We start from the raw sequence: 23651 nt of genomic DNA on the forward strand, positions 1-23651 counted from the left end.
TTTGACAGGACGGACACCTCTGCACATACTCGAAACACCACAATAAATGAACTTAAGTTCGCTCAGCGAACACATCTGGTGAACGGAGCGTCGTGCCCAGAGACAAGGTGGTCGCCACAGCCGCGGAGGCGCTGGCAGGCGTGCGTGACGGCGCGTCGTTCGCCGTCGGCGGCTTCGGCCTGAGCGGCATCCCCAACGTCCTCATCCAGGCCCTCTACGACAGCGGCGTCACCGGCGTCGGCGTGGTCTCCAACAACTGCGGCGTCGACGGCGGCGGCCTCGGCATCCTGCTGGCGGCCGGCCGGATCGCCCGCGTCACGGCCTCCTACATCGGCGACAACAAGGAGTTCGCCCGGCAGTACCTGTCCGGCGAACTGGAGGTCGAGCTCACCCCGCAGGGCAGCCTCGCCGAACGGCTGCGCGCCGGCGGCGCCGGGATCCCCGCGTTCTACACCCCCGCGGGCGTCGGCACCCCGGTCGCCGAGGGCGGCCTGCCGCTGCGCCACCACCCCGACGGCTCGGTCGCTGTCGCCTCGCCGCCGAAGGAGGTCCGCGAGTTCGACGGCCGGACGTACGTTCTGGAGCACGCCATCCGCACCGACTTCGCCCTCGTGCGGGCCGCCAAGGGCGACCGGTACGGCAACCTCGTCTTCAACAAGGCCGCCCGCAACTTCAACCCCCTCGCCGCCATGGCCGGCCGCGTCACGGTCGCCGAGGTCGAGGAGCTGACCGAGCTCGACCCCGACGAGGTCCACCTGCCGGGCGTGTTCGTGCAGCGCGTCCTCGTCCTCACCCCCGAGCAGGCCGCGGACAAGTCGATCGAGAAGAGGACCACTTCATGAGCTGGACCCGCGACCAGATGGTCGCGCGGGCGGCGGCCGAGCTGCGCGACGGCGACTACGTCAACCTCGGCATCGGCCTGCCCACCCGCATCCCGTCGTTCCTGCCGCCCGGCGTGGACGTCGTCCTGCACTCCGAGAACGGCATCCTCGGCGTCGGCCCCTACCCCGAGCCGGACGAGATCGACCCCGACCTCATCAACGCCGGCAAGGAGACCGTCACCGTGCGGCCGGGGGCGTCGTTCTTCGACTCCTCGACGTCGTTCGGCATGATCCGCGGCGGGCACGTCGACGTCGCCGTCCTCGGCGCGATGCAGGTCTCCGCCCGTGGCGACCTGGCCAACTGGATGGTGCCCGGCAAGCTGGTCAAGGGCATGGGCGGCGCCATGGACCTCGTCCACGGCGCCCGCAAGGTCATCGTCATCACCGAGCACACCGCCAAGGACGGCTCACCGAAGATCGTCAAGGAGTGCACGGTGCCGTTGACCGGCAAGGAGTGCGTCCACCGCATCATCACCGACCTCGGCGTCCTCGACGTCACCGAGCAGGGGCTGGCGCTGGTGGAGTGCGCGCCAGGAGTGAGCGCGCAGGAGCTGCGCGACCGTACCGACGCGGAGGTGATCGTGTGAAGGACGTCTACATCGTCGACGCCGTGCGCACGCCGTTCGGCCGTTACGGCGGCGCGCTGTCGGGCATCCGCCCCGACGACCTGGCCGCGCACGTCATCGCGGCCCTGGTGGAGCGCAACGACCTCGACGGCGCCGACGAGGTGCTCCTCGGCAACGCCAACGGCGCCGGCGAGGAGAACCGCAACGTCGCCCGCATGGCCACGCTGCTCGCCGGACTGCCCGTGACCACGCCGGGCGCGACGGTGAACCGGCTGTGCGGCTCCGGCATGGAAGCCGTCATCCAGGCCTACCGCGCCATCGCCGTCGGCGACGCCTCCACGGTCATCGCGGGCGGCGTCGAGTCGATGACCCGCGCCCCCTGGGTGCTGCCCAAGCCCGAACGGGCCTTCCCCGCCGGCGGCCAGGAGCTCGTCTCCACCACGCTCGGCTGGCGGCTGGTCAACCCGAGAATGCCCGCCGAGCACACCGTGGCGCTCGGCGAGGGCGCCGAACTCATCGCCGACAAGCACGGCGTCACCCGCGCAGAGCAGGACGCGTACGCGCTGGCCAGCCACCAGAAGGCGGCCAAGGCCGACCTCACGCGGGAGATCGTCCCCATCGAGGGGGTCACCCGCGACGAGGGCATCCGGCACGACACCTCGCTGGAGGCGCTGGCCAAGCTGAAGCCCGCCTTCCGCAAGGACGGCGGCACCGTCACCGCGGGCAACTCCTCCCCGCTGAACGACGGCGCCGCGGCGCTGCTGCTCACCGACGAGGCCGGGCTGCGCGGGCGCGAGCCGCTCGCCCGCATCGTCGCGAGCGGCGTCAGCGCGCTCGAACCGCGCTACTACGGGCTCGGGCCGGTCGAGGCCGTCAACCGGGCGCTGGCCAAGGCCGGCAAGAGCTTCGGCGACCTCACCACCGCCGAGCTGAACGAGGCGTTCGCAGCCCAGGTGCTCGGCTGCCTGGCCGAGCTGCCGGACCTCGACCCCGGCATCGTCAACCCCGACGGCGGTGCGATCGCGATCGGCCACCCGCTCGGCGCCTCGGGCGCCCGCGTCACCGGCGCGGTGGCGCACCGCCTGGCCGCGGCGGGCTCCGGCACCGGCGTCGCGTCCCTGTGCATCGGCGTCGGCCAGGGGCTGGCCGTCGTACTGGAAAGGTAGAGCATGTCCGAACTCAGGCAGGACGACATCGACCGGGAGATCGCCGAGCTGGCCGGCTCCGGCGCGGGCGGCTCCGGGCACCCCTCCCGCGACTACGCCCCCTACCGCAGCACCCTGCTGCGCCACCCCCTGCAGCCGCTCGTGTCGATCAAGGACCCCGAGGCGGCCGAGCTCGCCGGCCCCGTCTTCGGCGCGACCGACGTGACCGCGCTCGACAACGACCTCACCCGGCAGCACCTCGGCGAGCCGCTCGGCGAGCGGATCACCGTGACCGGCCGCGTCCTCGACCGCGACGGCAGGCCCGTACGCGGCCAGCTCGTGGAGGTCTGGCAGGCCAACGCCTCAGGACGCTACCTGCACCAGCGCGACGACCACCCCGCGCCGCTCGACCCCAACTTCACCGGCGTCGGCCGCTGCCTGACCGACGACGACGGCTGGTACCGCTTCACCACGATCAAGCCCGGCGCCTACCCGTGGCGCAACCACCGCAACGCCTGGCGTCCGGCGCACATCCACTTCTCGTTCTTCGGGACGGCGTTCACCCAGCGCCTGGTGTCCCAGATGTACTTCCCGGGCGACCCGCTGTTCCCGTACGACCCGATCCTGCAGTCGGTCACCGACGACAGCGCCCGGCAGCGGCTCGTCGCCACGTACCGGCACGACCTGTCGCAGCCGGAATGGTCGCTCGGCTACCGGTGGGACATCGTCCTCGACGGCCCGGCCGCGACCTGGATGGAGGAAGGCCGTTGAACCCCACGCCCTCGCAGACGGTCGGACCCTTCTACGGGTACGCGCTGCCGTTCCCCGGCGGCGGTGACATCGCGCTCGGCGGCATCACCGTCCACGGGTACGTGCACGACGGCGCCGGTGCCCCGGTGCCCGACGCGCTGCTGGAGTTCTGGCAGGCCGACGAGCACGGCGACCTGCGCGGACGGCCCGGCTCGCTGCGGCGCGACCCGGTCACCGGCGCGGTCATCGGCCGGCACGGCGTCGACTTCACCGGCTTCGGCCGCGTCGCCACCGATGCCGACGGCCACTGGACGCTGCGCACGGTGCGTCCGGGAAACGGGTACATCAGCGTGTGCGTGTTCGCCCGCGGTCTGCTCCACCACCTCTACACCCGCATCTACTTCGGCCAGGACGCCTTCCTGGACGCGCTGCCCGCCGAGCGGCGGCAGACGCTGGTCGCGGTCGAGGAGCGGCAGGGCGTGCACCGCTTCGACATCCACCTGCAGGGAGAGAAGGAGACGGTCTTCCTTGACTTCGGCTGATCCCGGAGCCGACCTGGGCCTGCTGTCCCCCATGCGGGGGGCGGCCGCCGCCACCGGGGACCTCGCCGTGCTCCAGGCCATGCTGGATGCCGAGGCCGCGCTCACCCGCGCCCAGGCGTCCCTCGGCCTGGTGCCGGCCGCGGCGGCCGAGGCGGTGACGGCCGCCGCCCGCGCGGCGGCGTTCGACCTGCCCGGCCTGGTGGAGCGTGCCCGCTCGGGCGGCAACCCGGTGATCCCGCTGGTGGAGGACCTGCGCGCGGCCGTCGGCCCGCACGGCGCGTACGTGCATCGGGGCGCGACCAGCCAGGACATCGTCGACACCGCTCTGATGCTCACCGCCCGGCGGGCGCTCGGCCCTGTCCTGGACGATCTCACCTGGGTGGCCGACCGGTTGGCCGCGCTGGCGGCCGAGCACCGCGACACCCTGATGGCGGCGCGGACACTCACCCAGCAGGCCGTACCGACCACGTTCGGGCTGAAGGCGGCAGGCTGGCGCGAGTTGGCCATCGCCGCCCGCACCCGCCTCACCGCCGTCCGCGCGGCGCTGCCCGCCCAGCTCGGCGGCGCCGCGGGCACCCTCGCCGCCTTCGCCCAAGCCGCAGCCGAAGCCGAAGCCCAAGCCGAAGCCGCAGCCCAAGCCGCAGCCGAAGCTCCTTTCTCTCCCACCACAACCCCAGCCCCGACCGGAGCCGCAGTCGGGGGCGGCGGTGTTGACGTGGCGCTGCGGTTGCCGGGGGTGTTCGCCACCGAGCTGGGGCTGGCCGAGCCGGGGCTGCCGTGGCACGTGCTGCGGACGCCCGTCGCCGACCTCGCTGGGGCGCTGGCGTTCACCGCCGGGGCGCTCGGCAAGGCGGCGGCCGACGTGCTCGTCCTGTCGCGCACCGAGGTCGGCGAGCTGTCCGAGGGCGTCGGCGGCGGATCGTCGTCCATGCCGCACAAGCACAACCCCGTCAGGGCCACGATGATCGCGGCGGCCGCCCGCCAGGTGCCCCCGCTCGCCGCGACCCTGTACGCCGGCCTGGCCGCCGAGGACGAGCGGCCGCCCGGCGCCTGGCACGCCGAATGGCAGCCGCTGCGCGAGGCGCTGCGCCTGGTGGCCGGCGCCGCCAGGGACGCCGCCGAGCTCGTCGCCGACCTGCGCGTGCACCCGGAGCGCATGCGCGCCAACCTCACCGTCCCTGGAGACCCCGGCCCCGCTCCCGCCCTCGTGGACCGGGCCCTGAACACCGCGAACGAGGCACATCCGTGACTTTGAACTACCGGCTCGACGGCCCCGAGCAGGGTCAGCCGCTCGTCCTCGGACCGTCGCTCGGCACCTCCACCCGGCTGTGGGACGCGCAGATACCCGCGCTCGCCCGCACCTTCAGGGTGCTCAGGTACGACCTGCCCGGCCACGGCGACTCACCCGCGCACCCGTTCGCGACCCTGGACGACCTGGCCGCCCTCGTACTGCAGGCCGCCGCCGCCGAGAGCATGGACAGCTTCCACTACGCGGGCGTCTCGATCGGCGGCGCGATCGGCGCCACGCTGGCCGCCCGCCACGCCGGGCGGGTGCGGTCCCTGGCCATGGTGTGCTCCTCCGCCCGGTTCGGCGACCCGGAAGCCTGGCGGGAGCGGGCCGAGCTGGTCCGAGCCGAGGGGACCGGGCCGCTGCTGAAGCCGAGCGCGGGCCGCTGGTTCGCCGGGCCGCCGCGTCAGGAGCTGCTGGACGACCTGGCCGCAGCCGACCCCGGCTCGTACGCCGCCTGCTGCGACGCCCTGGCCCGCTACGACCTGCGCGGCGAGCTCGCGTCCATCACCGTGCCGACGCTCGTCATGGCCGGGCGCGAGGACCCGGCGACGCCGCCCGCGCACGCCAGGGAACTGGCCGACGGCATCCCGGACGCCACCCTCGTCGAGATCCCCTGCGCCGCCCACCTCGCGCCGGCCGACCGTCCCGAGCGCGTCACCGCGGCGCTGCTCGCGCACCTGCCCGCCGTGCCCGGCATGCAGGTGCGGCGCGAGGTGCTCGGCGACGCCCATGTGGACCGCGCCGCCGCCCGCACCACCGCCTTCACCCAGGACTTCCAGGACTTCATCACCCGGTACGCGTGGGGCGAGATCTGGACGCGTCCCGGCCTCGACCGGCGTACCCGCAGCTGCATCACGCTCACGGCGCTCGTCGCGCGCGGGCACCTCGACGAGCTGGCGATGCACGTACGGGCCGCGCTGCGCAACGGGCTCACCCCGGACGAGATCGGCGAGGTGTTGCTGCAGAGCGCCGTCTACTGCGGGGTCCCGGCCGCGAACGCGGCGTTCGCCGTCGCGCAGCGCGTCCTCGCCGAAACCGCGGACGAGACCCCCTGATGACCAGATCGCCGTATATATCAAGATATTTTCAGTAGAAAATATTGTGGTTACGCTCGTGACCCATGAAGCCCATGAACCCCGCGCGATGGCTGGCGGTCGTCGCCCTCACCGCAGGACTGACCGTGACGACCTCCGCCCGAGCTGACAGCAAGCACCCCTCCGACACCTCATTACGCGGCGTGGACCTCGACCGCGCCACCGTCCTCGACCTGCAGCACGCCATGAACAGGGGACGGTTCGACGCGGTGGAGCTGACCCGGTTCTACCTCGACCGCATCCGTACGGTGGACCGGAAGCTGAACTCGGTCATCCAGACCAACCCCGAGGCGCTCAAGGAGGCCGAACGCAGCGACAGGCGCCGGCGGCACGGCGCCGGAGGCCCTCTGGAGGGCATCCCCGTCCTGCTCAAGGACAACATCGACACGCTCGGACCGCTGCGCACCACCGCCGGTTCCGAGGCGCTGCTCGGCGCCCGCCCGTCCCGCGAGGCGTTCCTCGTCGAACGGCTGCGCGCCGCCGGCGCCGTGATCCTCGGCAAGGCCAACCTGTCGGAGTGGGCGAACTTCCGTTCCAGCCCGTCCTCCAGCGGGTGGAGCGCGGTCGGCGGCCAGACCAACAACCCGTACGTGCTCGACCGCAACCCCTGCGGTTCCAGCAGCGGCTCCGCGGTCGCGGCCGCGGCGACCCTGGCCGCGGTCACCATCGGCACGGAGACCGACGGCTCGATCGTCTGTCCGTCGGGCCTCAACGGCGTCGTCGGCATCAAGCCCACGATCGGCCTCGTCAGCCGGGCCGGCGTGGTGCCGATCTCGGCCCAGCAGGACACCGCGGGCCCGATCACCAGGAACGTCACCGACGCCGCCGCCGTGCTCGCCGCCATCCAGGGAGCCGACCCGCGCGACCCGGCCACAGTGCCGGGCGGCGACCGCGACTACCTCAAGGCCCTCGACGCGAAGGCGCTGAAGGGCAAGCGCATCGGCGTCTGGCGCGCGGCCGCGGGCGACGACCGCGACGTGCTCGCCACCCTGGACGCCGCCGTCGCCACGCTGCGGGCGAAGGGCGCGACCGTCGTCGACGGCGTGACCATGGAGGGCATGGACGAGGCCGGCGAGGCGGAGTTCACGGCCCTGCTGACCGAGTTCAAGCACGACCTGAACGCCTACCTCGCCGCGACCCCAGGACGGCACCCGCGCGACCTCGCCGAGCTGATCGCGTTTAACGAGAAGCACGCCGCGACCGAGCTGCGCCACTTCGGGCAGGAGCTGTTCGAGCAGGCCCAGGCCACGACCGGCGACCTGGACGACCCCGAGTACCGGGCGCTGCGCGAGAAGGCGACCTCGCTGGCCCGCCGGGCGATCGACACCGTGGTGGCCGACAACCGGCTCGACGCGGTGCTCGCGCCGACGAACGGCCCCGCCTGGCGCACCGACCTCGTCAAGGGTGACGACTTCAGCGGATTCGTCTCCTCGTCGGCGCCGCCGGCCGTCTCCGGATACCCGGCGATCACCGTCCCCGGTGGATTCGCACAGAACGTCCTGCCGCTCGGCGTCACCTTCTTCGGCCTCCGCTTCTCCGAACCCACCCTGATCGCGCTCGGATTCGCCTTCGAACAGGCCACCAAGGCCCGCAAGCCCCCGCAGTACCTCCGCACGCTTCCCTGAGTTCACGCACCTTCCTGGCTCGGCCTCCTGGCCGGGCCGGGAACTGTCGATCTACGGGCATTGACGACCGCCCGAATGCGCATCACCGTTGATGTGCCGCCTGCCCGGGGAACAGCGCGTGCCCTGGGCGGGAACGGTCGTCGGATCGGTGAGGAGCGCATGCTGCAGAAGGTCTTCGACACACAGGATCTGCCGGTGGGGGAGCGGCTGGGGGCCTGGAAGGAGGTCGTCTCGCACTCGCTGACCCCCAACCTGGTGGACGTCGACCGTGCCGAGGAGTTCCAGGCGTCGATGCGGCTGGGCGACATGAGCGACACCCAGGTGGTCGGCCTGTCGTACACGTCCTTGCGGAATCAGCGGACCGCGCGCATGATCCGGCGCTCAGGTCCTGAGCTGTACGCGCTCGCCCTCAACGTGCGGGGACACCAGCGCATCCGCCAGTCCGGCAGGGAAACCGTGCTCGGGGTGGGTGACCTCGTCGTGTACGCGACCTCCGACCCGTACGAGAGCTGGGTGAACGCCGGCGCGGGCACGGCCGCCTCCACGGTCGCGCTGATCCCCCGTGCGGCCGTGCCGTTCGCGTACGACACGATGAAGCGGCTGGTGGCGACCCGGTTGTCGGGACGTGAGGGCATCGGCGCCCTGGCCGCCCACCTCCTCGTCCGGCTGCGCGAGGACGCAGGACTGCACCGCCCGGCCGACGCGCCCCGGCTGGGCACGGTGCTGGTCGACCTGTTCACCGCCTTGACGGCTCACCATCTGGAAGCCGAGGCCGTGGTGCCGCCCGAATCGCGGGAGCGCACCCTGGTGCTGGCCGTACGCGCGTTCATCCAGCGGCATCTGAGTGATCCGGAGCTCTCGCCGGCGTCGGTCGCCGCCGCCCACAACATCTCCGTCCGCACCCTGCACCGGCTGTTCCGTGACGAGGAGACCACCGTCGCCCGGCTCATCCGCGAGCAGCGACTGGAGAAGTGCCGGCGTGACCTCGCCGATCCGGCCTGCTCGGGACGCCCCATCCACGCCGTCGCGGCCCGCTGGGGGTTCGCCGACGCCGCCGCCTTCTCCCACGCGTTCCGCGCCGTCCACGGATGCACCCCCACCGAGTACCGGCGCAGCAGGCTCGAAGCGCGCCCGCCGAAGGGGCCGGGCATCCCTCCCGGCTCCCACGCCCCGGAGGGCCGACGCGACCCTTGAGCGATCAGTTATCGCCGCTTTGTTCGACATGGTGGGATATGACCTGCCAGCCGAGTCCCGCGCTGACGTAGGACTTGGAGGTGCCTCCCTTCCACGGGCCGCGCAACGTCTTGTTGAGCTGTCCGTCCTTGGCGAACGTGGCGACCACACGATGGCTCCAGCCGAAGGTGCCCGACGGGCACTGCGAGCCGGCGGTGGAGATCCCCCAGTCGACGAACGTGTAACTCCAGCACGGACCCGCCGCCGCCTGCGCCGAGCCTGCGGCGGTCGTGGTCAGTGTCGTCGCCACGACAAGAGCGGTGGCAAGTGTCGCGATCTTCTTCACGGGTGCCTTGAGCACGTGAACCCCTTCGACGCGAAAGTGACGAAATCCCTGCGGCTCACATGGGAGCGAGAACCACGGTTGTCACGATCGTCCGGTGCCCACGTGCGGAGCGCCTTGTGTTCCAGCGACAGGTACTTGGCCTGAGCGCCACGTCGCCACGGCCTCAGTCGTAGACCTTCACCTTGTCGCCGGGAGGGTGGACGCACTCGCCGTGCGGGACGGTCGCCTGCTCGACCCGGGAGCACGACCAGCCGGTGCCGCCGACCTGGACGAGGAAGTAGGGCAGGTCGCCCTGCGGCGCGGGGGCGTTGCGCGCGTAGGCGTCGGCCACGTCCATGGCGACGGTGCACGCCGCCGCGCGGTTGTGCGCGAGGCTCGGGTGCGTCATGTGGACGGTGACCCGCGCCCCCTTCGGCGCCTTCCCGCAGGCGAACTCTGCCCGGTCGTGGGGCACGGCCCGCGCGTCTGTCGAGAACCCCGCGGCGACGGTCATGGCCAGTGCGAGTGCGGTGACGGAACGTGTGAACATCTCGGCCCCTCGATGCCCGGACGATACCCGGGACGGGCGTGGCCGTGAGGCCGCGCCTCACGTCATGGCTCCTGCGTCATGCACCTTTCCCCGATCTCTTCAGCATGCCCCGCCGGGCGCCGGGTGCAGGTCAGCCTCCGGTGCCGACTCGGAACCACCCTCTTTGCCGCCGAGGCGCCGCGGGAGATCCAAACCCCCGCTTCGGCCCCGGTCAGGACGCGGGACGGTCCGCTTCACCCCCGGCCTGAAGGCCGGAGCGCTGCGGACGACGCTGGTAGCGGCGGGCGTGCGGCCGGTACTCGCCGTACCACTCCGCCTCGTGCAGGGCGTTCAGAAAGGACGCGGGGCCGTCGAAGTCCGGCATCTCCAGATACGCGGCCCCCACTCCGTCGGCGTCGTGCGCGTCCGACCCGACCGTGCCCGGCAGCCCCCAGGCCCGCGCGGTGCGCAGCGCGGCCCGGTTGTGCTCCTCGTCGGCGGTCTTGGCGTTGAAGACCTCGACCGCGTCGATCATCCCGGCGGCGCACATCGCGTCGAGGCGGGCGCCCGCGCCGAAGCGGTGCGGATCGTACGGGTGCGGCGCGCACACGATGCCGCCCTGCGCCCGGACGCGCTCGACCGCCCGCGCGGCGGGCAGCACGTACGGCACCCGCTCGGTGAGGAACAGCCCGATCAGCTCACCGGAGCCGGTGCGGATCTCCTCGCCCGGCACCACGCGCACGCCGACCGCGCGGGACAGCTCCTCCGCGGTGCCCGCCAGGTGGTTGTGGTCGGTGACGCACACGACGTCGATCCGGAGGGCGGCCACGCGCTCGGCCAGCTGGTCGAGCGTCATGACGGAGTCGCCGGAGTCGACGGTGTGCAGGTGACAGTCGACGCGCACCCGGCCCGCCATGACCGGCGCCGGCACGGAGATCGCGTTGTACGGGGATTCGCCGGTCAGCGGGGGAGCCCGAGTTCGGCCAGGAGTTCCTGGGAGTAGGCGATGCGGCCGGACAGCTCGCTCGGCGGGGCCTGGCACAGCGCGAGCGCCGCGGCGGCCATCACCTCCGGCGGCTCGGCGTTCGGGTCGTCCTCGCTGGTGAGCCGGTGGAACAGCGTGCCGGGCGTGGGCACCACCTGGGTCGGGGCGAGCGAGTTGACCGCGATGCCGTCGGCGTACAGCTCGGCCGCCAGGCCGGTGGTCAGGCGTTCGAGCGCCGCCTTGCACATGCCGTACACGGTGCCGCCCAGCCGCGCGAACGGACCAGGAGGAAGGGTCGGGTGGCGGGCGGCCACGGACGAGATGTTGAGTATCCAGCCCCGCCCGCGCTCCCGCATGCCGGGGATGACCAGTTGCGCGAGGTGCGTCGGCGCGGTCACCTGCACCTCGAACATCAGCGCGTAGCGGCGGGCGGTGAACTCGCTCACCGGCGTGAAGTAGGTGACGGCGGCGTTGTTGACCAGGATGTCGATCTCGCCGAGGCGCTCGCGCACCTGCTCGACCAGGCGTTCACGGTCGGACGGCACGGCGAGGTCGGCCTGGACGATCTCCGCAGTCCCGCCCTTGGCGCGGATGCCGGCGACCGTGTCCTCGAGGGTGCCGGGCAGCCGGCTGGTGCCGGGTGACACCGTGCGCGCGCTCACCGCGACGCGTGCGCCCGCCGCGGCGAACTCCGCCGCGATGGCGGCGCCGATGCCCCTGCTGGCGCCGGTGACGAGTGCGACCTTTCCGTCGAGTGCCCGCATCGTGCCTCTCCTTCGCGTGACCGTACTAGAACTAGATTCTAAAATCAGGTCACGGCGGCGCGCTGTCAAGCGATCACTTGGCAGCGGGGCGTGCCCGCACGTGCATGCGCTCGCCCTGTGGGCCGAACAGCGCCAGCACCTCGGCGGGCTCGTCGCCGGGATTGGCGAAGGCGTGCGGCGTCCGGGTGTCGAACTCCGCCGCCTCGCCGGCCGTGAGGACCACGTCGTGCGGGCCGAGCAGCAGCCGCAGCGTCCCGGACAGCACGTACAGCCACTCGTAGCCCTCGTGGACGCGCCGCTCCGGCTCGAAGCCCGGCCAGCGCGGCGGGAAGATCTGCTTGAACGCCTGGAGCCCGCCCGGCCGGCGACTCAGCGGGATGTACGTCATGCCGAAACGCTCGACCGGCCGCATGTGCACCCGTGGGTCTCCGGTCACGGGCGCGTCGATCAGCACGTCGAGCTGGATCTGGTACGCCCCGGCCAGCAGGAGCAGCAGCTCCAGCGTCGGCTTGCGCTGCCCCGACTCCAGCCGCGACAGCGTGCTCACCGAGATGCCGGTGCTCGCCGAGAGCTGCGCCAGCGTCGTGCCCCGCTCCTGGCGCAACGCCCGCAACCGGGGGCCCACCGCCTGGATGATCTCGTCCAGTTCCACACCGAGAAGTTTGCCATTCCGGCAACCGTGTTTGGCACATCGACCCCTCGGCGGCGACAGTGGCGCTTCCGGACGAAAGGGGTGGCGACATGAACGCTACGTACGAGGTGATCGTGATCGGGGGCGGGGCCGCCGGGCTGAGCGGAGCGCTCACGCTCGGGCGGGCGCGCCGCAAGGTGCTGGTGATCGATGCCGGTTCGCCGCGCAACGCGCCGGCGGACGGCGTGCACAACTTCCTGACCAGCGAGGGCAGGCCGCCGAAGGAACTGCTGGAGATCGGGCGCGCCGAGGCTGCCGCGTACGGCGCCGCCTTCGTGCCCGGCGTCGTCGCGGCGGCCGAGCGGCTCGACGGCGGACGCTTCCGCGTCACCCTCCAGGACGGCGCGGCCTACGAGGCCGATCGGCTGCTGGTGGCCACGGGCCTGGTGGACGAGCTGCCCGACGTGCCGGGGCTGCGCGAGCTCTGGGGCGTGGACGTGCTGCACTGCCCGTACTGCCATGGTTGGGAGGTGCGCGACCAGCCGATCGGGGTGCTGGCGGTGGGGCCGCAGGCCGTGCACCAGGCGCTGATGTGGCGGCAATGGAGCGACGACGTGACGTTGTTCCTGCACACCGCGCCCGAGCCGGGCGAGGAGGCGCGCGAGCAGCTCGCGGCTCGGGGCGTCACCGTGGTGGAGGGCGAGGTGGCCGGGCTGACGCTGGCGGACGACCGCCTGCGCGGCGTGCGGCTGGCGGACGGCCGCGAGATCCCGCGCCGGGCGCTGGTCGTCGCGTCCCGGCTGACCGCCCGCACCCAGCCGCTGTTCGGGCTGGGGCTGGAGGTCTCCGAGCAGGAGATGGGCGGCCAGGCGATCGGCGCGCGCGTCGCCACGGGCCCGATGGGTGCGACGAGCGTGCCGGGCGTGTACGCGGCAGGCAACGTCACGGACGTCCAGGAGCAGGTCATCGGCGCCGCGGCGGCGGGCGTCCGCGCGGCGGCCGCCATCAACGGCGACCTCATCGCCCAGGAAACGGCCGCCGCCGTAGCCGCTCTCCGCGCGGCACGCGCTCACGAACGGCTTGAGGAGGGACGCCCCTCCTCCGAAGCGCCGGAGAAGGGGCGCGCTGCCGAGCGGTCGGAGGAGGGACCGGTGCCCGAGGCGGAGGATCCGGTTTCGGAGGCGGAAGCGTGGGATGCCCGTTATCGGGAGAGCGGGTGGATCTGGAGCGGCAGGCCGAACCCCATGCTCGTCCGCGAGGTCGCCGACCTGCCACCCGGTCGCGCCCTGGACCTGGGGTCAGGGGAGGGAGGTGACGCGATGTGGCTGGCGGGCCGCGGATGGCGGGTCACCGCCGCCGACATCTCGAACGTCGCCCTCGAACGGGCCGCCGCGCGAGCGGCCGAGGCGGGCCTGGCCGACCGCGTCGACTGGCAGCAGCACGACCTCGGAGCCTCGTTCCCCGAGGGCGCCTACGACCTCGTCTCCGCGTTCTTCCTGCACTCCTGGGGCGACATGCCGCGCGAGAAGATCCTGCGCAACGCCGCCGCGGCCGTCGCGCCAGGGGGAGTCCTGCTGATCGTCGGCCATGTGGCCGGCCGGCCAGAAGAACACGGGCACGGCCACGGGCACCCGGCAACGCTCCTCCCCACGCCGCACGAGGTGCTGGCCTCCCTCGACCTGCCCATGAACGAGTGGGACGTACTCCGCTGCGAGGAGTACGAACGCACCCCCGAGACGGCGAACGGCGACCTCGGCCACCGCAAGGACAACATCCTCGAACTCCGCCGCCACCCCTGACCCCACCGGCGAGCGGTCAGGTGCCGGACCGCGGGATTGCCACCCCTCACCTCCACCGGCGAGCGGTCAGGTGGCGGTTCTCGGGGCAGCCACCTCTTACCTCCGCCGATCAGGTGGCTGACCACGTGGTCGATGCCGGAGGGGGCGGAGGTCTCATGGTCGATCGTCATGAGCCCCGAGCGTAGGAACAGGACGCTCAACCCCCGGTCGAAACGTCCCCGCGGACCACGCGGCGGGCGTGACCGGTCGGACGCCGGTCACGCCCGGGGGGTCACCCGACGTCGCCCGGCTGGGCGCGGTAGAGCGTCCCCTTCCCGGTGAGCGGCACCGGAGCGGCCCCTGCCGGGACGAACGCCGACTGCCCCGGCCGCAGCGCCGGCTCGTCGCCGAGCCGCGCCTCGCCGTCGAGACACAGGACGATCTGCGGAACGCCCGCGGGCAGCGCGTACGTCTCGTCGTCCGTCAGCTCGTAGCGCGTCAGCGCGAACTCGGCCACCGGCGGCCGGTAGTCGTACGCGCCGGGGACGTCGTGCGACGGCTCCACCAGGTGCGGCTCGGACGGCGTGAAGCCGACCACCCGCATCAGCTCCGCCACGTCCACGTGCTTGGACGTGAGCCCGCAGCGCAGCACGTTGTCGGAGTTGGCCATGATCTCCACGCCGATGCCGCCGAGGTAGGCGTGCGGGACCCCGGCGCCGAGGTAGAGGGCCTCGCCCGGACGCAGGCTGACGTGGTTGAGCAGCAGCGCGGCGGCGATCCCCGCGTCGCCGGGGTAGGCGCGGGCGATGTCGCCGTACGCGACCAGCTCGCCCTCACGCACGTCGAGCAGCGCCCGCTCGACCTCGGCGCGCAGGGGCCGCGCGGCGTCGTCGAGCATGGCGGCGAACACCTCGCGCAGCGCCTGGTCGGGCGGCGCGGTGCGCAGCGTGTCGATCCACGGCCGCAGCCCCGGCAGGCCGAGGCCGTCGAGCAGGCCGGCCGTGGCGGCCGGGTCGCGGAAGCCGCACAGCCCGTGGAACGGCGTGACCGCGCACACCATCTCGGGCTTGTGCGAGGCGTCCTTGTAGGTGCGGGCGAAGGCGTCGAGCGGGATGCCGCGGGCCTCCTCTGCGGCGTACCCGGCGCGGGCCTGCTCGGTGGTGGGGTGGACCTGGAGGGAGAGCGGACGCTCGATGGCGAGCACCTTGAGCAGGTAGGGGAGGGCGGCGCCGAAGCGGCCCGCGGTGCGCTCGCCGAGGGTCGCGGCGGGCTCGCGGGCGATGAGCTCGTTCAGCGGGACGCCCCCGGCGAGCGAGGGCGCGCCCGGGTGGGCGCCCATCCACAGCTCGGCCTGGGGCTCGCCGGTCGGCTCTGTGCCGAACAACTCGGGCAGGGCGGTGACCGAGCCCCAGTCGTAGGGGCGGATCGCGGTGACCAGTCGCAGTGGGGTGGTGAGGTCGGGGTGTGGCACGGCGTCGGCTCCAATCGTCGTCATGGAGCGTAGAACGCGATCGCCCGATGAGCGTAATCGGGCCCGGCCCGGGTCGGCGGCGGGCAGTTCTTCGGTCCGCCGCCGACCGGCACCGCTCGTCGGTGCTAACGGCCCGCGCGTGGGCCGAGCAGGACGGGCATCGTCCTGGTGCTGTTGCCGAGCAGGGTGTTCAGCGGGGCCAGCTCCTCAGGAGCGGCGGCCGGGGCGATCTGCGGGAACGCCGCGAACAGCGCCGACAGCGCCACCTCCGCCTCCAGCCGCGCCAGCGGCGCGCCGAGGCAGAAGTGCGGCCCGTGCCCGAACGACAGGTGGTTGACCGGCTGCCGCGTCAGGTCGTAGACGTGGGCGCTCTCCCCGTACTGTTCCGGGTCGCGCCCGGCCGAGGCGAAGCAGGCCAGCACCGGCTCTCCCGCGCGCAGCGCGACGCCCTCGACCTCGACGTCGCGCCTGGCGTAGCGCATCGGGAAGTAGGCGATCGGCGAGTCCCAGCGCAGCGTCTCCTCGACGGCCGCGCTGAACGGGCACTCCCCGCTGGTCAGCAGCTTGACCTGGTCGGGCGCGTTCACCAGGGCGCCGATCGCGTTCGTGATCAGGTTGACCGTGGTCACGTGCCCGGCGATGAACAGCAGCTCGATCGTGGCGAACAACTCGTCGTTCGACAGGCGTCCGCCGTCGCGCTCGCGCAGCTCGATCAGGTCGGTGATGAGGTCCTCGCCGGGCGTACCGCGGCGCTCCTCGATGATCTGCCCGAGCAGCACGTGCAGGTCGTGACGGAGCTCGGGCGAGTCGTCGGGACCGCCGCCGATCTGCGCCACCGCGTCGGTCAGCTCGTGCAGCCGCTCCTGGTGCGCGTCCGGGATGCCGATCATGTACGAGATCACGTCGCGCGGCAGCGGATAGGCGAACTCCTTCCGCATGTCCACCGGCTGGTCGGGCGGGAAGCCGGCGAGCCGGTCGATCAGCTCGGCGGTGAGCTGCTCGATCCGCGGCCGCAGCGCCTTCAGCCGCCGCGGCGAGAACGCGGCCGTCAGCGGCTGGCGCAGCCGCCGGTGCTCCTCGCCCTCGGCGTTGAGCATCGAGGTGTCGGTGACGATGCGGTCGATCGCGGTCCCGGACGGCGCGGCCGCACGTGCAGCCGCGTCCCAGAAGCGGATGTCTCGCGACATGTCCGGATGTGTCAGTACGGCCAGCAGCGTGGCGTACCGGGTGGCGGCCCACACCGGCACGCCCTCCGCCGTCACGGGCACGAGCGGACCGGCCCGCCGCAACCGGTCGTTGTCGGCGTGCAGGTCGCTCGTGGCCGGATCGAGGATGAAGCGGCTGTCGTCGGTCATGGTCATCCCGTTCGTCGTGGGCTGACCGCCAGCGCGGTCACGTCCATGCCGGGGTCCAGGTCGAGGTAGAGGTCGCGGACGAGCTCACCGGCGGCCGGCGCGTTGCACAGGCCGTGACCGGAGAAACCGGTCGCGTACAGGAAGGCCGGCGGCCCGGGACGGTGGCCGATGAAGGCGGTGCGGTCGGGGCTCGCGTCGCGCAGCCCGGTGACCGCGGTGTGCAGGCCCACCCCGCCCAGGCACGGGTAGACCTCGGCGACCCGGGACGCCACCTCGCGGCGCCACGACTCGCGGTCCGGGCCCGGATAACCCATGCCGATGAGCAGCCGGTCGCCGCGCAGCCGTACCAGCAGGCCGCTGGCGGCGTGCAGGGTGACCGGGATGTCCGGCGTGCCGGGTGCGAGCGGATCCGTGGTGAGCAGTTCCTGCTCGATCGGTTCGGTGAGCGGGATGTCGATCCCGGCGGACCGCAGCAGCGAGCCCGACCAGGCGCCGGCGGCGCAGACGACGGCGTCCGCGCCGATCTCCCCCTCGGCGGTCCGCACGCGACCCGCCTCCGGGTCGACGGCGGTGACCGGGCACCCGGTACGCAGCACAGCCCCGGCCCGCTCGGCCGCCCACGCGTACGCGGTCACGATGGCCGTGGTGTCGGAGATGTAGGCGTCCGGTGAGTACGCGGCGGCCAGCAGCGGGATGTCGCCGATGAGCGGGTTGAGCTTTCTGGCCTCCTCCGCCTCGATCAGCCCGACGTCCACGCCGGCGGCGTGCTGGGCGGGCAGGTCGGCCTCGAAGGCGGTGACCTGCGCCGGCTCGGTGAACAGGACCAGGTAGCCGACCTGCCGCAGCGGCAGGTCCACGCCCGGCCGGGCCGGGAAGGCCCGGTAGGCGTCGAGGCTGCGCACGCCCAGTGCCGAGCTGATCGCGTTGTTCGCGAAGTAGGAGCGCACCACGTCGGCGGTGGCCCGGGAGGCGCCGGAGCCGAGCGAGCCGCGTTCCAGCAGCGTCACCTCGACCCCGGCCTCGGCCAGGTGGTAGGCGACCGACAGCCCGATCACGCCGCCGCCGATCACCACCACCCGTTTCCCGCTCATACGGGGACCGTCTCTCTGCGTAGGTGGTCGCCCGCCTCCCAGGGGAACAGGTGCAGGTTCCACCCGCCCAGGCAGTTGCAGTAGAGCGCCATGTGCGCCATGACGGAGATGTAGTCCTCCTGGCTGTCGATCCGGTCCAGACCGTCCAGCAGCCGCTGGGTGAAGCCCCAGAGCGTGTCGAGCCCGCAGTAGCCGAGGAACTCGGCGGGCGTGTGGGCGAGCTGCCGGGTCATCTGCCGCAGCCACGGCATCGGCATGCCGTCGAGCGCGGCCCTGACCAGGCCGCCGTAACAGCTGTAGCCGAGCGGCCGGGTCTCGCCGTTCACGAACAGCAGAGTGGTGAGGACGGTCTCGTAGCTGCCGGCACCCGAACGGATGCGGCCCTGGTGCAGGTCGACGAGTTCCTGTGGCGGGTCGAGCCAGATGCGCTCGGTCTCGGCGTGCACCTCGCCGACGAGCTCGTTGAGCAGGGGGTCGCTGATCGGCAGCCGGGGCACCCGGTGGCCGGACGGTTCGCCCGCGCGGCGAACCTCGGCGACGACCGGCTTCTTGGTGGTGTAGACCGAGTCCCACACCTCGCGGCCGGCCCGGACGAGCGCGGGCAGGTCCTCTTCGAGTACCTGGCCGATGGGGGTGGCCATCATGGGCTCGGTGAGCTCGCCGTACTTGATGCCGAGGTGCTGCAGACGGGAGCAGAACAGGGTCCCGTCGGGAACGGTCCGCCGGTCCACGCGGTACTCGGCGGATGTGTAGAGGAGCGAATGGGATGGGGCCAGGTGGTACAGGTGGTACCCCGCGACCAGGGCGTGGCCCTGCAAGCTGCGGTAGGGCAGCGCGTCCCACAGGCACTGGGCCAGGGCCGCGTTCCGCTGGTCGAGGTCTGCCCGGACGGTGATGTCGAGGCCGGGCCAGGCTATTTCCACACGCTTGGATTCGTTCACAGTACGTCACTCTAACGACACGGTTTGTGGCGATACAGCCCGAAGTGACCAGTTTTACTGCGACATAGCCTGATCTGGAATGATCAGTGAGACGCTGCGCTGATCGCCCCAGATGGACGTTTTGTCCACGTATGGACGCACAAGTTCGGTGAGGACGGGGTCGCCGCGTCCGTTCAGCTCGTCGGAGGCCACCTTGCGCACCACGCCCGCGAGGACGTCGGCGATCTGCACCCGCTCGTCCTGGACCGAGTCGACGAGCCGCAGCCCCGCCATCCGGCCGTCCAGAATGTGGCGCAGCTGCGCGACGCGCTCGTCGGTCAGGATGGTCTGCCGGTCGTGCACCACGGAGACGGGACGGCCGTCCGCGCCCCAGAACCCGACCGCCTGGACGATGGCAGGGATGAGCGGGTCGAGCGCCGGGAAGACGTACGGGTCGGCGAGCAGGCGCTCCCGGAACTCCCCGACCCGATCCCTGGCCCGCCACAGGGCGTCCATGATCTCGCCGGCCGGGCCGCCTGTCGTGCGCAGGGCCTCGACCAGCAGGAACGTCTCCTCGACCGACATGCTGACGCCCTGGCCGTTCTTCGCGCGCAGCAGGTAGTTGAACGAGTCGAGCAGCGCCGCCCAACGCTCGGGGCCGAACGCGCGCCGCCCCTCGCGATACAGCGTCATCGCCGTGGCCTCGGCGGCGGGGTCGAGACCCACGCGCGGCGCGTGGTCGGCCGACAGCAGCGCGGTGACCTTGCCGACCGCGTAGAAGGTCTTGTCGACCAGGAACACGTGCACCCGTCCGAGCGTCGGCCCGTCGGGGCCGAGGAGCCACAGCAGCGCCGCGCGGTGCTTGCGGCGCAGGACGTGGTTCGCGCGGTACTCGACGGCCGGGGTCGGCGCCCGCACGCGCAGCTCCGCCACCGCGGCCGCGGCGGCCGCGGAGTCGAGCCCGACGCTGGCATGCGCGAACACGTCGCTGTTCCCGCCGACGAGCTTCTCGCCTTCCGAGCCGGACTCGTCGCACGCGATCTCGACAGGCATGCCGCCAACCTAGCTCCGCCCATGAACTCCCCGCGAGACGTTTTCGTCCAGGGCCGGCGTTTCCGCCCGAGTTCCGTGCGGCGTGGGGTCCATGCGCGCGGATGCCCCCGCACCGCGGAGTTCCGTGCGGCATGGTGGGAGCTGATGTCCCCGTCCGGTCGACGAGAGGGAGCCCCGATGGTGCGGTCAGCCGACTACCAGAACCCCCGCTTCGCCCGCGCCTATCTCGCGGGCGTCGACCTGGCCGACCGGCGCGGCGGGTACGAGCACCGGCGCCGCCTCGTCGCGGGCCTCGAAGGCCGCGTCATCGAGGTCGGCGCGGGCAGCGGCCGCAACTTCCCGCACTACCCTCCGACGGTCACCGAGGTCGTCGCCGTCGAACCGGACGACACGCTGCGCGCCCACGCGGTGCACGCCGCCGCCGCGGCGCAGGTGCGGGCGACCGTTGTGCCGGGGCACGGCGAGGACCTGCCCGGTGAGCCCGGGACGTACGACGCGGCGGTGGTCTCCCTGGTGCTGTGCACCGTCCCGTCGCCCGAGCGGGCCCTGCGCGAGATCGTCCGGCTGCTCCGCCCCGGCGCGGCCCTCCGCTTCTACGAGCACGTACGATCCCCGAACCTCGCGCTCGGCCTGCTCGAAGACCTCGTGACGCCCGCCTGGCGACGCCTGGCCGGCGGCTGCTGCCCCAACCGCGACACCCGCGCAGCGATCGAGCGAGCCGGCTTCACCATCGACGACGTGACCGCCTTCCCCTTCTCCCCGCAACCCGGCGTCCCCCGCCTGACCCACCTCCTCGGCACCGCCCACCTCCCCCTCTGACCCGACGTACGGCGCGTCGCGCGCCCCTCGTGGGTGCTTGCCTGTCCAGTAAAGCATGTATATCTGGTAGGGAATGTTGACTTAAGGGTCGGGTGTCCCTAGGTTCGTGGTCATGAGCCAGGCCGCGTACCTGACGCGGCGCGCGCACGTCGACCACGGTCACGTCGCCAGCGCGCAGTGTCGCTGATCCGGAGATCTCCCGCCGACCCCCGCCACCGCGACGAGGTGGCCGGCGCGTCCCCGCCGCCGGGCGGGTCGAGTTCCCACGTCCGTGACGACCGAAGGACTGACTTCTTCATGCCTGTGCCCATCCGTCCGCCCCGCGCCGCCGCGCTCGCCGTGCTGCTGCTGGCCGCCCTGACCGCGTGCGCCCCGCCCGGCGCCCGCGCGTCCGGCGCCCCGAAGCTCGCGCCGGACGCCCCGCTGCCCACCACCGTCCCCGAGGGCACCAAGCTGATCGTCGGAGACCCTGCCACCAAGGTGGCGCTCCAGCTCTCCGGCGAGATCGACGACTTCTCGTTCGCCATCGAGTGGGCGAACCTCTCCGGCGGCCCGCAGACCAGCGAGGCGTTCCGCGCCGACGCGCTCGACGTCGGCGCGGTCGCCGAGATCCCCGCCATCCACGCGACCTGGACCGGCCTCCCGGTCAAGATCGTCGCCTCCAGGTTCCGCAAGGACCCACTTAACCACCCGACGTACGAACTCGGCGTCGCCCCCGGCGTCCATGTGAAGACCCTGGCCGACCTGCGCGGTAAGAAGATCGCCTACAGCCCCGGCCAGGCCCAGGGCGCGCTGGTGCTCAAGGTGCTCAAGCACGCCGGGCTCACCAAGGACGACGTCACCCTCGTCGAGCTGCCGAGCACCGGCGACGTCTACCCCAACGCGCTGGCCTCGAAGCAGGTGGACGTCGCCCCCATCGGCGGCGTCAACATCAAGCGCTACGTCACCAAGTTCGGCAGGGACGGCGCCACCATCATCCGCCACGGCCTGCGCGACGACCCCGCCCACCTCTACGTCCGCACCTCCACCCTGGAGGACCCGGCCAAGGCCGCGGCCATCCGCGAGTACGTCGCCGCCTGGGCCCGCGCCTCCCGCTGGACGTACGAGCACCCGAAGGAGTGGATCGCCGGCTACTACGTCAAGGACCAGGGCCTGAGCGAGGCCGACGGGCAGTACCTGGTCGGGCTGGCGGGCGAGCCGGACGTCCCCGCCGACTGGTCCGAGGCCATCGCCCGGCACCAGGAGAGCATCGACATCCTCGCCAAGGAGACCGGCAACCCGCGGATCGAGGCAGAGGACCTCTACGACCTGCGCTACGAGACCGTGGGCGCCGACGCGCTCGAGGGAGGCACGCGATGACGCTGCTCGCCGCACGTCCGTCCGCCACCACCGGCCGCGTACGGCCCCGCCGCCGCCTCGCCCCCGGCCGTCCCGTGCCCTCGGGCTTCCTGCTGGGCCCGCTGCTGCTGCTCGGGCTGTGGGCGGCCGCCTCGGCGTCCGGGTGGCTCGATCCCCGCTTCCTGTCCGCGCCCTGGACGGTGGTGACCACCGCCGTCGAGCTGGCCGAGAGCGGGCGCCTCCAGGACAACCTGCTCACCTCGGTCGAACGGGTCGCGCTCGGCCTCGCCATCGGCATCCCCGCCGGGGCGGCGCTCGCGCTCGTCTCCGGGCTCAGCCGCTGGGGCGAGGCCGTCATCGACGGTCCCATCCAGATCAAGCGCGCCATCCCGTCGCTCGCGCTGATGCCGCTGCTGGTCCTCTGGCTCGGCATCGGCGAGGTGATGAAGGTGTCCGTCATCGCCGTCGGCGTGCTGGTGCCGATCTACATCCACACCCACAACGGGCTGCGCACCATCGACAGCCGCTACGTCGAGCTGGCTGAGACGGTCAGGCTGAGCCGCGCCGCGTTCATCCGCCGGGTCGTGCTGCCGGGGGCGCTGCCGGGCTTCCTGCTCGGCCTGCGCTTCGCCGTCACCACCGCGTGGCTCATCCTCGTGGTGGCCGAGCTCATCAACTCCACCAGCGGCATCGGTTACATGATGGATCTCGCGCGCACGTACGGGCAGACCGACGTGATCCTCGTCGGCCTCGTCGTGTACGGCCTGCTCGGCCTGTTCTCCGACGCGGCCGTCCGCCTCGCCGAGAGGAGGACGCTGTCGTGGCGACGCACACTGGCGAGCTGATCCGCGTACAGGGCCTGACCCGCCGCTACGGCGCGCGGGCCGTGCTCGACGGACTCGACCTGGAGATCGCGCCCGGCGAGTTCGTGGCGCTGCTCGGGCAGAGCGGCTCGGGCAAGAGCACCCTGCTGCGGGCCCTGGCCGGGCTGGACGACGACGTGGCGGGCGGCGGCACGGTCGCGGTGCCCGAGCAGGTGTCGGTGGTGTTCCAGGACGCCCGGCTGCTGCCGTGGGCGCGCGTGCTCGACAACGTCGTGCTCGGCCTGCCGAGGGCCGAGCAGCGGGGCCGGGAGTGCCTGGCCGAGGTCGGGCTGGCCGGTCGCGAACGGGCCTGGCCCAACGAACTGTCCGGGGGAGAGCAGCAGCGGGTGGCGCTGGCCAGGTCGCTGGTCCGCGAGCCCAGCCTGCTGCTGGCCGACGAGCCGTTCGGCGCCCTCGACGCGCTGACCAGGCTCAGGATGCACGCCCTGCTGCGCCGCCTGTTCGAACAGCACCGCCCCGCCGTGCTGCTCGTCACCCATGACGTGGACGAGGCCATCGCGCTCGCCGACCGCGTACTCGTGCTCGGCGACGGCAGGATCGCGGCCGAGAAGCGGCTCGACGGCGGCACGAGCACCACCGAGATCAGGGCCGAGCTGCTGCGGGCGCTCGGCGTGACCGCGGACCTGTGACGGGAGGACGAC

The 23651-nt window shown here is 72.6% G+C and carries 24 protein-coding genes; 14 read left to right on the forward strand and 10 right to left on the reverse strand.

The features are described 5' to 3' along the window. Positions 1–92: 92 nt before the first annotated feature. The 9 genes from BLR04_RS17595 to BLR04_RS17635 all read left to right on the forward strand — a co-directional run bounded on the left by BLR04_RS17595 (position 93) and on the right by BLR04_RS17635 (position 9088). The gene (locus BLR04_RS17595) at positions 93–842 is read left to right on the forward strand and encodes a CoA transferase subunit A (RefSeq protein ID WP_090765915.1); all 750 of its coding nucleotides are present in this window, start codon (positions 93–95) and stop codon (positions 840–842) included. Next, positions 839–1468: a CoA transferase subunit B gene (locus BLR04_RS17600; protein WP_090765918.1), complete on the forward strand. Its 630-nt coding sequence runs from the start codon at positions 839–841 to the stop codon at positions 1466–1468. The genes BLR04_RS17595 and BLR04_RS17600 overlap by 4 nt, the downstream gene beginning before the upstream one ends. Further along, complete coding sequence (locus BLR04_RS17605; RefSeq protein ID WP_090765921.1) at positions 1465–2613, forward strand: thiolase family protein; 1149 nt, start codon at positions 1465–1467, stop codon at positions 2611–2613. Before BLR04_RS17600 ends, BLR04_RS17605 begins: the two co-directional genes overlap by 4 nt. A gap of 3 nt (positions 2614–2616) precedes the next feature. Next, a complete protein-coding gene (pcaH, locus tag BLR04_RS17610; protein WP_090765923.1) occupies positions 2617–3363 on the forward strand; it encodes a protocatechuate 3,4-dioxygenase subunit beta in 747 nt (248 codons plus the stop codon). Next, positions 3360–3884 carry a protocatechuate 3,4-dioxygenase subunit alpha gene (gene pcaG, locus BLR04_RS17615; protein WP_090765927.1) on the forward strand — a complete coding sequence of 175 codons (525 nt, stop codon included), beginning with the start codon at positions 3360–3362 and terminating at the stop codon, positions 3882–3884. The genes pcaH and pcaG overlap by 4 nt, the downstream gene beginning before the upstream one ends. Beyond that, entirely contained in the window at positions 3871–5133 is a 1263-nt protein-coding gene (locus BLR04_RS17620; RefSeq protein ID WP_090765930.1) for a lyase family protein, read from the forward strand. The genes pcaG and BLR04_RS17620 overlap by 14 nt, the downstream gene beginning before the upstream one ends. Then, positions 5130–6230, forward strand: a complete 1101-nt coding sequence (gene pcaDC, locus BLR04_RS17625; protein ID WP_090765932.1) for a bifunctional 3-oxoadipate enol-lactonase/4-carboxymuconolactone decarboxylase PcaDC — start codon at positions 5130–5132, stop codon at positions 6228–6230. The genes BLR04_RS17620 and pcaDC overlap by 4 nt, the downstream gene beginning before the upstream one ends. 65 nt (positions 6231–6295) lie before the next feature. Beyond that, positions 6296–7894: an amidase gene (locus tag BLR04_RS17630; protein WP_218129024.1), complete on the forward strand. Its 1599-nt coding sequence runs from the start codon at positions 6296–6298 to the stop codon at positions 7892–7894. A gap of 159 nt (positions 7895–8053) precedes the next feature. Continuing rightward, positions 8054–9088 (forward strand): helix-turn-helix domain-containing protein, encoded by a 1035-nt coding sequence (locus BLR04_RS17635; RefSeq protein ID WP_176903139.1) that lies wholly within the window; start codon positions 8054–8056, stop codon positions 9086–9088. Between the two features lie 4 nt (positions 9089–9092). Here BLR04_RS17635 and BLR04_RS17640 read toward each other — a convergent pair whose 3' ends face one another. From BLR04_RS17640 to BLR04_RS17660, 5 genes are all read right to left on the reverse strand, one after another. Continuing rightward, a complete protein-coding gene (locus BLR04_RS17640) occupies positions 9093–9428 on the reverse strand; it encodes a hypothetical protein (RefSeq protein ID WP_143022079.1) in 336 nt (111 codons plus the stop codon). 148 nt (positions 9429–9576) lie between these two features. Next, positions 9577–9942 (reverse strand): hypothetical protein, encoded by a 366-nt coding sequence (locus BLR04_RS17645; RefSeq protein ID WP_090765944.1) that lies wholly within the window; start codon positions 9940–9942, stop codon positions 9577–9579. Between the two features lie 211 nt (positions 9943–10153). After that, the gene (locus BLR04_RS17650) at positions 10154–10852 is read right to left on the reverse strand and encodes a PHP domain-containing protein (RefSeq protein WP_090765947.1); all 699 of its coding nucleotides are present in this window, start codon (positions 10850–10852) and stop codon (positions 10154–10156) included. Positions 10853–10881: 29 nt separating this feature from the next. Next, positions 10882–11670 carry an SDR family NAD(P)-dependent oxidoreductase gene (locus tag BLR04_RS17655; protein ID WP_090765950.1) on the reverse strand — a complete coding sequence of 263 codons (789 nt, stop codon included), beginning with the start codon at positions 11668–11670 and terminating at the stop codon, positions 10882–10884. 73 nt (positions 11671–11743) lie between these two features. Continuing rightward, complete coding sequence (locus BLR04_RS17660) at positions 11744–12322, reverse strand: helix-turn-helix domain-containing protein (RefSeq protein WP_090765953.1); 579 nt, start codon at positions 12320–12322, stop codon at positions 11744–11746. Between the two features lie 89 nt (positions 12323–12411). Here BLR04_RS17660 and BLR04_RS17665 point away from each other — a divergent pair, with 89 nt between their 5' ends. After that, a complete protein-coding gene (locus tag BLR04_RS17665; protein WP_090765956.1) occupies positions 12412–14100 on the forward strand; it encodes an FAD-dependent oxidoreductase in 1689 nt (562 codons plus the stop codon). A gap of 271 nt (positions 14101–14371) precedes the next feature. On the opposite strand, the gene manA is transcribed toward BLR04_RS17665, so the two are convergent. The 5 genes from manA to BLR04_RS17690 form a co-directional block, all read right to left on the reverse strand. Continuing rightward, the gene (manA, locus tag BLR04_RS17670) at positions 14372–15574 is read right to left on the reverse strand and encodes a mannose-6-phosphate isomerase, class I (RefSeq protein WP_090765959.1); all 1203 of its coding nucleotides are present in this window, start codon (positions 15572–15574) and stop codon (positions 14372–14374) included. Between the two features lie 101 nt (positions 15575–15675). Beyond that, positions 15676–16905, reverse strand: a complete 1230-nt coding sequence (locus tag BLR04_RS17675) for a cytochrome P450 family protein (RefSeq protein ID WP_176903140.1) — start codon at positions 16903–16905, stop codon at positions 15676–15678. A 2-nt stretch (positions 16906–16907) separates the two neighbouring features. Continuing rightward, entirely contained in the window at positions 16908–17996 is a 1089-nt protein-coding gene (locus BLR04_RS17680; RefSeq protein WP_090765964.1) for an NAD(P)/FAD-dependent oxidoreductase, read from the reverse strand. After that, on the reverse strand, positions 17993–18937 hold the full coding sequence (locus BLR04_RS17685; RefSeq protein ID WP_090765967.1) for a cucumopine synthase-related protein: 945 nt from the start codon (positions 18935–18937) through the stop codon (positions 17993–17995). The genes BLR04_RS17680 and BLR04_RS17685 overlap by 4 nt, the downstream gene beginning before the upstream one ends. Positions 18938–18991: 54 nt before the next feature. Then, entirely contained in the window at positions 18992–19969 is a 978-nt protein-coding gene (locus BLR04_RS17690; RefSeq protein ID WP_090765970.1) for a hypothetical protein, read from the reverse strand. Between the two features lie 177 nt (positions 19970–20146). Between BLR04_RS17690 and BLR04_RS17695 the strand changes: the two genes are divergently transcribed. The 4 genes from BLR04_RS17695 to BLR04_RS17710 all read left to right on the forward strand — a co-directional run bounded on the left by BLR04_RS17695 (position 20147) and on the right by BLR04_RS17710 (position 23639). Next, positions 20147–20788 carry a class I SAM-dependent methyltransferase gene (locus BLR04_RS17695; protein WP_090765974.1) on the forward strand — a complete coding sequence of 214 codons (642 nt, stop codon included), beginning with the start codon at positions 20147–20149 and terminating at the stop codon, positions 20786–20788. 297 nt (positions 20789–21085) lie between these two features. Further along, positions 21086–22147, forward strand: a complete 1062-nt coding sequence (locus BLR04_RS17700; RefSeq protein ID WP_090766129.1) for an ABC transporter substrate-binding protein — start codon at positions 21086–21088, stop codon at positions 22145–22147. Beyond that, positions 22144–22971, forward strand: coding sequence for an ABC transporter permease (locus BLR04_RS17705; RefSeq protein WP_090765977.1), 828 nt, complete (start codon positions 22144–22146; stop codon positions 22969–22971). The genes BLR04_RS17700 and BLR04_RS17705 overlap by 4 nt, the downstream gene beginning before the upstream one ends. Continuing rightward, positions 22947–23639, forward strand: coding sequence for an ABC transporter ATP-binding protein (locus tag BLR04_RS17710; RefSeq protein WP_090765980.1), 693 nt, complete (start codon positions 22947–22949; stop codon positions 23637–23639). The genes BLR04_RS17705 and BLR04_RS17710 overlap by 25 nt, the downstream gene beginning before the upstream one ends. Positions 23640–23651: the final 12 nt, after the last annotated feature.

Origin of the sequence: Nonomuraea maritima, from assembly GCF_900100395.1 — a bacterium.
GTDB classification, from domain to species: Bacteria; Actinomycetota; Actinomycetes; order Streptosporangiales; family Streptosporangiaceae; genus Nonomuraea; species Nonomuraea maritima.

Bases quoted from the DNA above. Each gene is read 5' to 3' on its own strand.
- BLR04_RS17600 (WP_090765918.1), top strand. From the start codon at position 839: ATGAGCTGGACCCGCGACCAGATGGTCGCGCGGGCGGCGGCCGAGCTG.
- pcaH (WP_090765923.1), top strand. From the start codon at position 2,617: ATGTCCGAACTCAGGCAGGACGACATCGACCGGGAGATCGCCGAGCTG.
- BLR04_RS17630 (WP_218129024.1), top strand. From the start codon at position 6,296: ATGAAGCCCATGAACCCCGCGCGATGGCTGGCGGTCGTCGCCCTCACC.
- BLR04_RS17635 (WP_176903139.1), top strand. From the start codon at position 8,054: ATGCTGCAGAAGGTCTTCGACACACAGGATCTGCCGGTGGGGGAGCGG.
- BLR04_RS17645 (WP_090765944.1), bottom strand. From the start codon at position 9,942: ATGTTCACACGTTCCGTCACCGCACTCGCACTGGCCATGACCGTCGCC.
- BLR04_RS17655 (WP_090765950.1), bottom strand. From the start codon at position 11,670: ATGCGGGCACTCGACGGAAAGGTCGCACTCGTCACCGGCGCCAGCAGG.
- BLR04_RS17665 (WP_090765956.1), top strand. From the start codon at position 12,412: ATGAACGCTACGTACGAGGTGATCGTGATCGGGGGCGGGGCCGCCGGG.
- manA (WP_090765959.1), bottom strand. From the start codon at position 15,574: ATGACGACGATTGGAGCCGACGCCGTGCCACACCCCGACCTCACCACC.
- BLR04_RS17675 (WP_176903140.1), bottom strand. From the start codon at position 16,905: ATGACCGACGACAGCCGCTTCATCCTCGATCCGGCCACGAGCGACCTG.
- BLR04_RS17680 (WP_090765964.1), bottom strand. From the start codon at position 17,996: ATGAGCGGGAAACGGGTGGTGGTGATCGGCGGCGGCGTGATCGGGCTG.
- BLR04_RS17690 (WP_090765970.1), bottom strand. From the start codon at position 19,969: ATGCCTGTCGAGATCGCGTGCGACGAGTCCGGCTCGGAAGGCGAGAAG.
- BLR04_RS17695 (WP_090765974.1), top strand. From the start codon at position 20,147: ATGGTGCGGTCAGCCGACTACCAGAACCCCCGCTTCGCCCGCGCCTAT.
- BLR04_RS17700 (WP_090766129.1), top strand. From the start codon at position 21,086: ATGCCTGTGCCCATCCGTCCGCCCCGCGCCGCCGCGCTCGCCGTGCTG.
- BLR04_RS17705 (WP_090765977.1), top strand. From the start codon at position 22,144: ATGACGCTGCTCGCCGCACGTCCGTCCGCCACCACCGGCCGCGTACGG.